The 11,110-nt window shown below is 63.9% G+C and carries 14 protein-coding genes; 7 read left to right on the forward strand and 7 right to left on the reverse strand.

Features of this window, described 5'->3' with window-relative positions; translation table 11 throughout:
• Positions 1-315: 315 nt before the first annotated feature.
• A complete protein-coding gene (locus tag ACTJLB_RS18075; RefSeq protein ID WP_087754885.1) occupies positions 316-570 on the forward strand; it encodes a hypothetical protein in 255 nt (84 codons plus the stop codon).
• Between the two features lie 129 nt (positions 571-699).
• On the opposite strand, the gene ACTJLB_RS18080 is transcribed toward ACTJLB_RS18075, so the two are convergent.
• From ACTJLB_RS18080 to ACTJLB_RS18100, 5 genes are all read right to left on the reverse strand, one after another.
• Positions 700-1,281: a hypothetical protein gene (locus ACTJLB_RS18080; protein ID WP_087754886.1), complete on the reverse strand. Its 582-nt coding sequence runs from the start codon at positions 1,279-1,281 to the stop codon at positions 700-702.
• A gap of 82 nt (positions 1,282-1,363) precedes the next feature.
• The gene (locus ACTJLB_RS18085; RefSeq protein ID WP_087754887.1) at positions 1,364-1,708 is read right to left on the reverse strand and encodes a DUF1488 domain-containing protein; all 345 of its coding nucleotides are present in this window, start codon (positions 1,706-1,708) and stop codon (positions 1,364-1,366) included.
• Positions 1,705-2,271, reverse strand: coding sequence for a DUF4142 domain-containing protein (locus ACTJLB_RS18090; RefSeq protein ID WP_087754888.1), 567 nt, complete (start codon positions 2,269-2,271; stop codon positions 1,705-1,707). Before ACTJLB_RS18090 ends, ACTJLB_RS18085 begins: the two co-directional genes overlap by 4 nt.
• Before the next feature lie 57 nt (positions 2,272-2,328).
• On the reverse strand, positions 2,329-2,880 hold the full coding sequence (locus ACTJLB_RS18095) for a type 1 glutamine amidotransferase domain-containing protein (RefSeq protein WP_020067948.1): 552 nt from the start codon (positions 2,878-2,880) through the stop codon (positions 2,329-2,331).
• Positions 2,881-3,078: 198 nt separating this feature from the next.
• A complete protein-coding gene (locus ACTJLB_RS18100) occupies positions 3,079-3,426 on the reverse strand; it encodes a chemotaxis protein (RefSeq protein ID WP_440784063.1) in 348 nt (115 codons plus the stop codon).
• A 154-nt stretch (positions 3,427-3,580) separates the two neighbouring features.
• On the opposite strand from ACTJLB_RS18100, the gene ACTJLB_RS18105 reads away from it, so the two are divergent.
• The 5 genes from ACTJLB_RS18105 to ACTJLB_RS18125 all read left to right on the forward strand — a co-directional run bounded on the left by ACTJLB_RS18105 (position 3,581) and on the right by ACTJLB_RS18125 (position 8,438).
• Entirely contained in the window at positions 3,581-4,939 is a 1,359-nt protein-coding gene (locus ACTJLB_RS18105; RefSeq protein WP_440784064.1) for a DNA topoisomerase IB, read from the forward strand.
• Between the two features lie 244 nt (positions 4,940-5,183).
• On the forward strand, positions 5,184-5,699 hold the full coding sequence (locus ACTJLB_RS18110) for a PRC-barrel domain-containing protein (protein WP_087754891.1): 516 nt from the start codon (positions 5,184-5,186) through the stop codon (positions 5,697-5,699).
• Between the two features lie 220 nt (positions 5,700-5,919).
• Positions 5,920-6,351 carry a DUF3175 domain-containing protein gene (locus ACTJLB_RS18115; protein WP_408196167.1) on the forward strand — a complete coding sequence of 144 codons (432 nt, stop codon included), beginning with the start codon at positions 5,920-5,922 and terminating at the stop codon, positions 6,349-6,351.
• 110 nt (positions 6,352-6,461) lie between these two features.
• Positions 6,462-7,781: a cation:proton antiporter gene (locus ACTJLB_RS18120; protein WP_027804619.1), complete on the forward strand. Its 1,320-nt coding sequence runs from the start codon at positions 6,462-6,464 to the stop codon at positions 7,779-7,781.
• An 84-nt stretch (positions 7,782-7,865) separates the two neighbouring features.
• Positions 7,866-8,438 (forward strand): FUSC family protein, encoded by a 573-nt coding sequence (locus ACTJLB_RS18125; protein ID WP_440784066.1) that lies wholly within the window; start codon positions 7,866-7,868, stop codon positions 8,436-8,438.
• Positions 8,439-8,452: 14 nt separating this feature from the next.
• On the opposite strand, the gene ACTJLB_RS18130 is transcribed toward ACTJLB_RS18125, so the two are convergent.
• On the reverse strand, positions 8,453-9,523 hold the full coding sequence (locus ACTJLB_RS18130; protein WP_440784067.1) for an AraC family transcriptional regulator: 1,071 nt from the start codon (positions 9,521-9,523) through the stop codon (positions 8,453-8,455).
• Between the two features lie 116 nt (positions 9,524-9,639).
• Between ACTJLB_RS18130 and ACTJLB_RS18135 the strand changes: the two genes are divergently transcribed.
• Positions 9,640-9,990, forward strand: coding sequence for a carboxymuconolactone decarboxylase family protein (locus ACTJLB_RS18135; RefSeq protein WP_087754895.1), 351 nt, complete (start codon positions 9,640-9,642; stop codon positions 9,988-9,990).
• 23 nt (positions 9,991-10,013) lie between these two features.
• Here ACTJLB_RS18135 and ACTJLB_RS18140 read toward each other — a convergent pair whose 3' ends face one another.
• Positions 10,014-11,066 (reverse strand): aldo/keto reductase, encoded by a 1,053-nt coding sequence (locus tag ACTJLB_RS18140; RefSeq protein WP_440784068.1) that lies wholly within the window; start codon positions 11,064-11,066, stop codon positions 10,014-10,016.
• Between the last annotated feature and the right edge of the window lie 44 nt (positions 11,067-11,110).

The raw sequence follows: 11,110 nt of genomic DNA on the forward strand, positions 1-11,110 counted from the left end.
CTTTGCCAACGCCTGCACAAGGCAACGGGGTTCACTGTGTGATACGCATGGCGCGTGCCCGAAAGTTCACAGGATGCATTGCGCCCGCACGCTGCATTTGGGCGGCCATCTTTCTTGCAGACGTGGGTAATTGTTGCGCAGCGCGAACTCTCTTGAGCGGCGTGAAAGCCTTCCGCAGCGCGGCTTTCGCCGGTGGCACACGCGTTGCTTTTATTGCTTCGCCCGAGTAACGCCATGCAACGCAAGTTAGAAAACTGCATGACGTATCGACAAATTGAAAAGAATGGGCAGGCAACAACGACAGGGAGAAACATCATGAAGATTCGCAGCGCAGAATGGCTGGTCGCCGTCGCCATCGTCTCGTCGGCCAGCGTGTTGCAGATTCGCGAGCACATGCAGCCGCACGATAGCTCTGCGGCAAGTACGAGCGCTAGCGCGCAAGCCGCGCCTTCGACCTGCGAAGGGTCTCGCAAAGGCGTCATGCCGGCCTCATGCGAGCCCACGCGCGACCAACGTCCTGCTGACCACGCCCCCTCGCCGCAACGTGGCGCCGCGCGTATCTGGGTATAACTTTCGCGACGATCAGCGCGCCTTGCGTTTTCGGGGCCACCAAAGAAAAGGGCCCGACGTCTGTCGGGCCCTTTCCGATCGCCTTCTCGCTTACTGCCGTCCGCCGCTGTCGCCGCTGGCACCGCTACATCAGGCGCGCTTTTCGTTGTACTCGTTGAGCGGAACGGGCTTCTTCAGCGGATCGAAGTCGGCCCAACGGCCTTGTTGCCAACGACCCGTCGCGCGTTCGATCGACACGCCGCCTGCTTCGCGCAGCAAACGAGCGGCGTCGAACTGATTGTCAGGCGACACGTGCACCGCGACCAGCACGCCCGAATCGCGCGCCTCTTCGTGGAACGGCGTGCGATGCCCGGCTTCGCTACTATCGCGCGTGCGCCACATCGCCCCGGCCAGCGAGCCGATATAGGCGCCGACGCCCGCAGCGATCGCCGAAACGAGCAGCGGCGCAGAGAACGCCGCGAAGATGCCGACGCCAACAATAGCGCCCACCACCGCGCCGATCGTCACGCCGAGGCCCGCGCCCTTCGGCGCGCCTTTCGCCCCGGCATCGGTGTGGGTGTCGCCGCCAATCGGAAAACGCGCATGCTGGCCACGCGGATTGACGAAGAACAGCGTGACGTCTTCCTCGACGAAGCCTGCATTGAAAAGTTTTTGCGCCGCTTCTTCCGCGGCTGGGAAAGTCGTGAAGCGTGCTGCAACGATGAGTGACATGAGGCCTCCTTGCATCGTGATTGCGTTTTTACGGACGACGCCCGCGACTACTCGCAGTGCGTGATCAGAAGAAGCGGCAGCGCTACACCGCCGTGCCGCGGTCGGGCTCCATGCCTTCCACTCTGAACAATCCGCTATGCAAGACTACGCCCTCGCCGTCGTTCTGGTCGAGCGCCTCGGCGCACACCGAACGGATCCGGTTGCGGCCCTTGTCGAAGGCTTCCATCAACTCGCTTTCGAGCGGCGAACCGGCGCCGAAGTGATCTTCCAGCGCCTCGACCGTGATGGCGCAGACAACCGGTTCACCGTCCACGCGCGCCATGAAGCGAACCATTAGGTTGGCGCCGTCGAAGGTCGGTTTGTCGTCGGAAAAAGTGATCTGCATAAGGGAATCCTCATAGGCAGGCCGCGGCAGGATCGCGTTCATGATGACGCGCCCTTCATTGCGCCGGCGAGCTGCTGCGCCATCTCCAGATGATGCTTGATGACCGGCAGCGCGCGCGCGGCCGCAGCCTTCAGTTGCGAGTCGGTGCCGCTCTGGCTCTCCTGCTGGAACAGATCGACAGCCCGCTGATGCGCCTCGAGGCCGACCTGCTCGACATACGCCTCGTCGAACTTCTGGCCTTTGAGCGTTTGCAGCTTGCCAACGAGCGCGGAGTCTGCCGACGGCGTGGTGGCAAGCCCCTTCTTCGCTGCGAGCGCACCCATGCTGCGCGAGAGCTTCGTATGTTCGGCGATCATCTGCTGTGCAAATTTCTTCACGCGCGGATCGCTGGAATTCTTCAACGCGATCTTGCTTGCCGCGATTTCGGTGGCGTCGGACTGTGAAGCATCCTGGATGAACTGCTGGTCGGCGGGCGAGAGCTTCGTGCCGCCGACGGGCGCGTCGCTCGCGGGAGCGTCGCTTGCCTGCGCATACACGACGCAGGCCGGCGCCGTGCCAAGAGCAAGCGCGACAGTCATCGCTTGTAGGGAATACCGTAGTTTCATGCGTTTTCTCCCTTGTTCACGGAGTCACCGGCGCGTCTCATCGCCCACCTGCGCCGCTCATGCAGCCTTGCGTTTCGACAGTTGCCCGATCAACGCTTTGTTGAAGGCGGGAATGTCGTCCGGCTTGCGGCTCGAAATCAGATTGCTGTCTTCGACCACTTCCTGATCGACCCACGTGCCGCCCGCGTTGCGGATATCGTCCTGCAGACTCGGCCAGCTCGTCACCGTGCGCCCCTTGATGATTCCGGCCGACACGGGCAGCCACGTGCCGTGGCAGATCACCGCAATCGGCTTCTTCGCGTTGTCAGCCGCTTTCACGAATGCCTGCGCCTGCGGCAACACGCGAATCGCGTCACCGTTCACCACGCCGCCTGGTAACACGACTGCGTCATAGTCGTCCGCGATCGCTTTGTCGAATGTCGAATCGACCTCAACCGTGTCGGCTTTATCAACGTGCTTGAAGCCCTGGATCTTGCCGGGCTTCGCTGAGATCACGTGCACGGTCGCTCCGGCCTCGGCGAGCGCGCGTTTCGGGTCGACCAGTTCAGCCTGTTCGAAACCGTCTACCGCCAGGATCGCTACCTTCAGACCGTCGAGACTGTTTGCCATCTTTCTCTCCTTTGTTCAAATGCCGGGGCCGCGCATGTGATGCGCCAAACCCCTTTCATCATTGATTAACGATGCGGCAGCAAGGCTTGTGCCTGCTGTTCCCGGACCCGCCTGCCGCGTGATCGCTCCGGCCTCGACGCCCGCTGCGACGGGCCTCGAGGCTCGAATGCTTGCGCGAAGCGAAGAGGCGCAACGCGATTACAGGCCGCTCGGGTCGTCGTCGAGACCGTCGTCGTCTTCGTCGGCTGTCGGCGGCGTCAGAATGCGATCAGGTTCGATGTCACTATCCGGGTCCAATGTCGAATCGCCGTCCGCGGCTGCGTGCTCGCCGGTGCCCGCCCGGTCGGTATCGCTGCCCATTTCCGACTCGCCCAGTTCGAGCGCGTGGTTGTCGAGTTCCGTATCGACATCGAACTCATGGCGCTTCGCGCCCGCGACGTCGCTGCCGCTATCGGATGAATCGCTCGGTCCTAACGCGCCCGTCGTGCCTGACGTTTGTTTGACGACCTGTTGCGGCTCTTCATCGGGGTTCAGCGTGCTGCTCATGGCGCTCTCCTTTATCGGTTGATACGTATGACGTTCTCCGCAAGGACTGTTCCGCCCGCTCGCCCGCGCCGGCAGTGCCGGGCACCGGCTTTGCTCCGGGCCATCACTGGCGCAACGCGCTTCACGCTTGAAAGTTCTACCTGCAAAGAAAGCCATGGCAAACAGCACAACCACAAGCACAAGCACAAGCACAACGAGCACGACGCAAAACGGTCATGCATCGGCCGACGACAGCGTGAAGCAGCCCGCGACAGCCGCCATGCCGCCGGGCTTGCGCCATGCCGACGACAGCAAGCCGGGCTACACGCGCAAGCGCGAGAAAGACGGCTTCGCGTATTTCGACGTGCAAGGCAAGCGCATTGAAGACGAAGCGGAGATTCAGCGCATCAACTCGCTCGCGATTCCGCCCGCGTACGAAGACGTATGGATCTGTCCAGACCCGCGCGGACATATTCAGGCGACTGGCCGCGACGTGCGCGGGCGCAAGCAATACCGTTATCACCCGCGTTGGCGCGAAACGCGCGACGCCGACAAATATGAACGCATGGCCGAGTTCGGGCGCGCACTGCCGCGAATCCGCGCGCGCGTCGCCCGCGACCTCGAACTGCCCGGCATGCCGTGCGACAAAGTGATCGCAGCGGTCGTGCGGCTGCTCGATACCACGCTGGTTCGTATCGGCAGCGTCGAATACGCACGCGAAAATCAGTCATATGGACTGACGACACTGCGCAAAAAACACGTGAAAGTGGAAGCGGGACAATTGCGCTTCAAGTTTCGCGGCAAGAGCGGCATTGAACACGACGTGACGGTGGACGACCAGCGTGTGAAGCGCATTGTGCGGCGCTGCGCGGATCTACCAGGTCACGACCTGTTCCAGTATCTCGACGACGACGGTACACGCCGTACCGTCGGCTCAGCCGACATCAACGATTATCTGCGCCGCGCAAGCGGCGCGGACTTCACCGCGAAGGACTATCGGACATGGGCCGGCAGCGTCTACGCGCTTGCGGCGCTGCGCCGCCTCGTGTGCGGCAGCGCCGCCGAAGCGCGGCGTCATATCGTGGCGACCGTCAAGGAAGTCGCGGGCTTGCTGCGCAACACGCCGGCCGTTTGCCGGCGTTGCTACATCCATCCTGCAGTGATTAGCGCATTCGAAAGCGACCAGTTGCAAACCTTGCCGCCGGGTCAGTCGCGCCGGGGTCTGAAAGTCGACGAGGTCGCTTTTGCTGCATTGCTCGCGCATGCCGAAAAGCGCGCCGCGAGGCTCGCGCGTCAGGCGGGAGCAAAAGGCCGCAAGCTGCGCGAAACCGACACCGCCGAGAGCATCAACGGCTCCATTACGACGTTGCTCAAGAAGTCGCGCACCATTCGCAACGAAGCGAACAAGGCGGCGAAAGCCGCTGCCAAAGATAGCGTCAAACCAAGCGCAAAAGCCGGCGCGCGAACTGCCCGGCGTGCTGGGAGCGCGGGCGCCCATTCCGCCCCGCGCGCCGAGAAGACGGCCGCGAGTTAACGCCGCTCATAGCAAGCAGGAACTGCAACAGCGCACGCATCATTTACCCGGACGGAGGCTGCATGCCCGCGGACGCCGCCGCCATCGTGCAACGCATATCCGCGTATCGCCGCAGCGCCATGTGCGAGCACTTTCCGCGCACGTGAACGCGTTTGTCCCGGCCTGCGCAAAGCGACCGTTACTCCGGGCGAGGAACGCGCGTTGCTGCAGTGATCGTCACCCTAACCTGCAAAGGAGGCACATCATGGTCATGCAAAGTCAGACGCAAGGCACGCAAGGCGCACGTATCGTCGGTAAAGGCAGCGCGACGGCAGAAGGCCCGGGCCCGGATGTGATGGCGGCCGATACGCTGGACGGCAACAGAGTGCTCAGCAGCGACGGCGAGGACATCGGCAAGATCAAAGACATCATGCTGGATGTGCGCTCGGGCCGCGTTGCTTACGCGGTGCTGTCGAGCGGCGGTTTCCTCGGCATCGGCGACAAGCTGCTCGCAATTCCATGGCGCGCTCTTACGCTGGACACCGAGCAGAAGTGCTTCGTGCTGGACATGACGGCGGAGCGCGTGAAAAGCGCCCCGGGTTTCGACAAGGATCACTGGCCGTCGATGGCGGATGAGACATGGGCCACGTCTGTTCACCAGTACTACGGCAGGGAGCCCTATTGGGGCCGCGACCAGTTCGATATGCGCGATGACGTGGGCGTCGGCGATATTCCGGCCGGTTCGTCGGATGCGCCCGAAGCCGGTGGAGTCAAGCTGTAATCGGCGAGCCGCGGCGAGTGCGTGAAGCAGTTTACCGTTCGCAGTTCGCGCACCGTCCTCACTTGCGCCGGCACGCCGTCATCGCGGCGGCCGGCGCGTTTGACTTTGACCGCGTCGAATTCGATGACGCAGACGGCCCTGGAAAATCGCGCGCAATCCTGCGAGAAGGGCCGCGCGGCAAAGACTGTAAAAGCAAAGACTCTAAAAGGAGGCGGCTCGAATGGCGGCCCGAAAAACCACCAGCAAATCGGCCAGCAAATCGACCAGCAAGTCGCGGCGCTCGCCGGCACGCGGCAAATCGGGGCGGCCGCCGCGTCAGCGCCATGCGCAAGCGCATGCCGCTGAGCAGAAGAAAGCATCGCGCGCAGGCGGCAAGAGTTCGCGCAGGTGGTCGCATCATGTGATGGAAACGAGCGACGCGATGGACCTCGAACACGACATCTTCAAGACAGGCAACGCCGAGGAGATTGCGAAATCGCTGAAACAGTCGTCGACAAAAAGCAGCCGCCGCAAAGGCACGCCGTTTCAATCGGCGATGTCGATGCTCAATTTCTATATCAACCGGGCAGGCAAGAACTTGCCGAAAACCCGCCGCGCAACGCTGGAGCAAGCCAAGCGCAAACTGCGCGAAGCATTCGGGCGCGCGCCCTGACATTTATGCGCTGTCACGCGTTGACTGTCGCGACGTGATGCACCCGGGCGCTCGTCCCATTACCCCGGCCGGTCATGCGCCGTTCGCATGTCGGCCCTAACCGGATGCTCATGCACGAAACTTTGTGGTTCCTCATCGTCGGCGCCGTGCTCGTTTTCATGGGCGTGGCCGCGACAACCCTCCGCCGCCTGCCCGTCAGCGCGGCCATGTTCTATGTTGCGCTCGGCTACGCGCTCGGGCCGCCCGGCTTCGACCTGCTGCATCTCGACATGGTCGCCGACGCGCATCTGCTGCGCACCGTCACCGAAATCGCGCTGCTGGTGTCGCTGTTCGCCATTGGACTGCGCTTGCGCGTGGGCGTGCTCGACCGACTGTGGATGGTGCCGCTGCGCCTCGGCTTCCTCGCGATGCTGGCGACCGTGCCGCTCCTCACCCTCTTCTGCGTCTACGTGCTGAATCTGGGCTGGGGGCCGGCCATCCTGCTGGCCGCTATTCTCGCGCCGACCGACCCGGTGCTGGCCCACGACGTGCAGGTGCACGACCCCGGCGACCACGATTTGCTGCGCTTCGCGCTTTCCGGCGAAGGCGGCCTGAACGACGGCATCGCGTTGCCGTTTGCGATGGTGGGTCTCGCCATCTGCGCAGTGCAAGGAGCCGACGCTGGCGACGTGCTGAATCTGGAGTTTGCCGGCAGTGTCGTGTGGGGTGTATTAGGCGCACTAGCGATAGGCGGTGTACTCGGCTGGGTCACGACGCACGCGGTCGCGTGGCTGCGCACGCGCCATGCACACGCGCTCGGCCTGGAAGGCTTCTTTGCGCTCGGGCTGATCGGCTTGTCGTTCGGCGCCGCGCAGTTTGCCCAGACTTATGGCTTTCTCGCCGTGTTCGCGGCTGGCGTGTCGATGCGTCGCGTCGAATATGGGGCGAGCGGCGGAGCCTCGCCTCGCGAGACGATCGGCACCGTCGATTCGAAAAATGTCGAAGCCACTGCGTCCGATCCCGAGAAAGCCCACGCGTTCATGACCGAGTCCGTATTGGGATTCACGATCGAACTCGAACGTATTGCCGAGGTCGTCATCATGGCCATGGTCGGCAACGTGCTCGCGACGCTGAGCGTGCCGCTTTTCACATGGCAGGCGTTTGCGCTTATCGTCGCGCTGTTCGTTTTCGTGCGCCCCGCGTCCGTCGAGTTGTCGTTGCTCGGCTCCGACGCCATGCCGACGCAAAGGCGCCTGATGAGCTGGTTCGGTATTCGCGGCGTGGGCTCCTTCTACTATCTGGCTTATTCGCTGGAACACGGTCCGGCCGCGTCTATCACGCCGCTCGTGCCGCTCGCGCTCGCCGTGGTCACGGCTTCGGTGGTCATCCACGGGGTATCGGCGACGCCGCTCATGAACCGCTATCGGCGCCTGCGTCATAGCGAAAGCTAGAATACGGAGCCCGTTCGCTGCACGTGCAGCATTTGCGACGTCCGGCTCCCTCGCAGCTTTCGCAGCTTCTGAACCCGCGATTCAATGACTCCTCACGACGATCCAGCACAAACGACGCGCGCAAGCGCCGCCGAATCGCTTTTCGCGTTCCTTAAATCGCTGCCGTTCGCGGAGCGGCTCACCGAAGGCAGTCTGATGGCGTTCCAGGCCGTGGCGGGCGCGAGCCTCGCGTTCGAAATCGGCCAGGCGCTGCATACCGAGCAGGCATTCTGGGCCGCGATCACCGCCATTGCAGTTAGCCAGCACAGCTACGTCGACACGCGCAAGCTGTCGCGCGACCAGTTCATCGGCGCGATGGTCGGCGGCTTATGCGGCCTTGCCGGCGCAACGCTCGGCCACGGCTATTTCGCGGCCTACGCGGCGACGGTGGCAGTGGCCATCGTGCTGTGCTGGATCGTGAACGTCGGCAGCGCGGCGCGGCTCGGCGGGATCACGGCTACCATCATGCTGCTGGTACCGGGCATTGGCCCGGCGTGGGACAAGGCGTTGTTGCGCCTCGGCGAAGTCACGCTCGGCACGGTGTGCGCGCTGCTGGTCGCGTGGCTGATGGCGCGTGCGGAGAAGCGCTGGTTCAGCACGCTCGGCAAGGCGCGCTGAGCGGCATCGCCGGTTTATGAAGACACGTCCGCCGCGCTTTGCTGTGGATGGCGCCGGTAGCGTCCCGGCGTTACGCCGACGCTTTGCTGAAACGCTTTGCCGAACGCGGCTTCAGACTGATAACCCACCGCTTCGCCGATTTCAGCCGCGCTGCGCTGCGTGCGGCGCAGCAGGTCGCAAGCGATCGTCATGCGAATCTGCGTGAGGAAATCCATCACCGTCATACCGGCGCGCTCGTTGAAACGCCGCGCGTAAGTGGCGCGCGACATCGCGGCAAGCTCGCCCAGTTCCGCAATGGTCCACGCGCGCTGCGGCGCGCTCAACATGCCTTGCACTGACGCCGATAGACGCGGGTCGGCCAGCAGCGACAGCATGCCGGGCGTCGAATCCGCCTGCTCGCCGTGTACGCGTAACGCCATGCCGAAGAGCGCCTGACTCAGCGCTGTGACGATGGCGAGCGCGCCGGGCCGGCGTTGGCCCGCCTCGTCGCGCATCAGCCCGATCACCGTCTGCAATGGGCCGAGCGTGCGGACGCCGCCGAGCGACACATGGAACGGATCGGGCAGCGCATTCAGCAGCAACGCTGACGAACCCGGCGTGTACGCGAAGCGGCCACAGAGCAGGTCGAGATCGGCGGCGTCCGCCGTGGCGTGTTCTGCGCCGCCGCAGGTAGCGTCCGTGTGCGCGCAGGTCATGACATCAGCGTCGGCTTCTTCGCCGCTCACGGACTTGCCGCCCAGACCTTCGCGCTCTGCAGCCTTGCCGATGCCCCGGCCGTCGTTTCGCTTGACCGGCAGCAGGCCGTCGTGACTCATGACCAGCGGCGCGCTGACGGCGCTCAATTCGACATCTCTCACGCGATGTGCCGCGCCGCGTGGAAACAGCATGAAATCGCCGGTCTGCAGGCGCACCTGCGCGCCGTCCGCCATCTCGATCACGCACGACCCTGCCAGCACCAGATGGAACGGCGCAATGCCCGGCTCCATCGGCGCATGGTCGACGTCGAACGCGCCGGTGAGCAGGCATCGCAAATCCAGACTGGCCTGCGGCCGCGCAAGGTCGAGTAACCGGCTGAGCGTATCCATGAGACGTCCGCGCTAAATGTTGAGCCAGTCGAGTATTCAGGATGTCGCCGTCCCGCGCAATACTTTGTCCATGGCGCCGGCAACCGCCGACGCCCCACAGACGAAGGAGCATTGCCATGTTGAACTGGACCGAATACCGCAAGCAGCTGTTTGGCCGCATCGGCGAAATCGGCAAGCTGTCGCCGGACACCGTCAAGGGCTATCAGACGTTATCCAACGCCGGTCAGAAGAACGACCTTCTGGGCGCGAAGACGCGCGAACTGATCTCGCTCGCGGTGGCCGTGAGTTTGCGCTGTGACGGCTGTATCACGGTGCATACGGCCGAAGCGCTGAAGCAGGGCGCCACCCGCGAGGAAATAGCCGAGGCGCTCGGCGTAGCGGTCGCGATGAACGCCGGCGCGACGATGGTCTACTCGGCCCGCACGATGGACGCGGTCGCGGCGTATTCCGCCGAAGCATCGGCTTAACGCGCCGGGCGTCACTGGTCGCCTCAGACGACCAGATGGCGCGCCTCCTTGAGCTGATTGCGGCGCGCTTCGCCTTGGCGCGCCAGCATCCAGCCGGGGTACTCGGCAGGCAGCGCGCTCACCTGATCGAGCCGTGCGAGCTCGTCCGCGGTGAGCGCGACGCCGGTCGCCGCGATGTTGTCGTCCAGTTGCTCGACCTTCTTCGCGCCGACGATCACCGACGTCACCACCCGTTGATGCAGCAGCCACGCAAGGGCGATCTGCGCAACCGACACGCGCTTGGCCTCGGCAATCTCGCGCATCGCGTCGATGCAGTCGTACGCACGATCGCGGTTGACCGGCGGAAAGTCGAATGTCGTGCGGCGGCTGCCCGCTTCGCCCTGCTGCTCACGCCCGTATTTGCCGCTCAGCAGTCCACCCGCGAGCGGACTCCACACCATGAGCCCGAGCCCTTCGCTTTGCAGCATCGGCACGAGTTCGCGCTCCAGGTCGCGGCCCGCCACCGTGTAGTACGCCTGCAGCGTTTCGAAGCGCGCGGTTCCCAAACGCTCCGCAATGCCGAGCGCCTTGACGATTTGCCACGCCGCCCAGTTCGACACGCCGACATAGCGCACGTGACCGTGCTGCACGAGCGTGTCGAGCGCGCGCACCGTTTCTTCGATCGGCGTGGCCGGGTCGAAACCGTGGATCTGATACAGGTCGACGTGATCGAGCTGCAGGCGCTTCAAACTGGCCTTCATTCCGTCGATGATGTGATAGCGCGACGCGCCGCGCGCGTTCGGAAACTCGCCGGTCGGGCCGAAAACCTTGGTCGCCACCACGACCTTGTCGCGCGGCACCTTGAGGTTTTTCAGCGCCTGCCCGGTGATCTGCTCGGACAGGCCTTCGGCGTAGACGTCGGCCGTGTCGATGAAATTGATGCCCGCATCGAGCGCCCGGCCGACGAGCCGCTCCGCATCGGCCTGCTGCAAATCGCCGATCTGCTTCCACATGCCTTCGCCGCCGCCGAAGGTCATCGTGCCCAGACAAAGTTCTGAAACAAAAACCCCGGTACGGCCAAGCTGGTTGTATCGCATTGTCGAAACTCCATCGTGGATGAGTGCACAGGTGAGCCGTAAAG

Source organism: Paraburkholderia sp. 22098, assembly GCF_052045935.1.
Classification (GTDB): domain Bacteria; phylum Pseudomonadota; class Gammaproteobacteria; order Burkholderiales; family Burkholderiaceae; genus Paraburkholderia; species Paraburkholderia caledonica.

What these genes read in the sequence shown, in the direction of transcription:
- ACTJLB_RS18075 (WP_087754885.1), top strand. Translation starts at nt 316, where the DNA reads ATGAAGATTCGCAGCGCAGAATGGCTGGTCGCCGTCGCCATCGTCTCG.
- ACTJLB_RS18080 (WP_087754886.1), bottom strand. Translation starts at nt 1,281, where the DNA reads ATGTCACTCATCGTTGCAGCACGCTTCACGACTTTCCCAGCCGCGGAA.
- ACTJLB_RS18085 (WP_087754887.1), bottom strand. Translation starts at nt 1,708, where the DNA reads ATGAACGCGATCCTGCCGCGGCCTGCCTATGAGGATTCCCTTATGCAG.
- ACTJLB_RS18090 (WP_087754888.1), bottom strand. Translation starts at nt 2,271, where the DNA reads ATGAAACTACGGTATTCCCTACAAGCGATGACTGTCGCGCTTGCTCTT.
- ACTJLB_RS18095 (WP_020067948.1), bottom strand. Translation starts at nt 2,880, where the DNA reads ATGGCAAACAGTCTCGACGGTCTGAAGGTAGCGATCCTGGCGGTAGAC.
- ACTJLB_RS18100 (WP_440784063.1), bottom strand. Translation starts at nt 3,426, where the DNA reads ATGAGCAGCACGCTGAACCCCGATGAAGAGCCGCAACAGGTCGTCAAA.
- ACTJLB_RS18105 (WP_440784064.1), top strand. Translation starts at nt 3,581, where the DNA reads ATGGCAAACAGCACAACCACAAGCACAAGCACAAGCACAACGAGCACG.
- ACTJLB_RS18110 (WP_087754891.1), top strand. Translation starts at nt 5,184, where the DNA reads ATGGTCATGCAAAGTCAGACGCAAGGCACGCAAGGCGCACGTATCGTC.
- ACTJLB_RS18115 (WP_408196167.1), top strand. Translation starts at nt 5,920, where the DNA reads ATGGCGGCCCGAAAAACCACCAGCAAATCGGCCAGCAAATCGACCAGC.
- ACTJLB_RS18120 (WP_027804619.1), top strand. Translation starts at nt 6,462, where the DNA reads ATGCACGAAACTTTGTGGTTCCTCATCGTCGGCGCCGTGCTCGTTTTC.
- ACTJLB_RS18125 (WP_440784066.1), top strand. Translation starts at nt 7,866, where the DNA reads ATGACTCCTCACGACGATCCAGCACAAACGACGCGCGCAAGCGCCGCC.
- ACTJLB_RS18130 (WP_440784067.1), bottom strand. Translation starts at nt 9,523, where the DNA reads ATGGATACGCTCAGCCGGTTACTCGACCTTGCGCGGCCGCAGGCCAGT.
- ACTJLB_RS18135 (WP_087754895.1), top strand. Translation starts at nt 9,640, where the DNA reads ATGTTGAACTGGACCGAATACCGCAAGCAGCTGTTTGGCCGCATCGGC.
- ACTJLB_RS18140 (WP_440784068.1), bottom strand. Translation starts at nt 11,066, where the DNA reads ATGCGATACAACCAGCTTGGCCGTACCGGGGTTTTTGTTTCAGAACTT.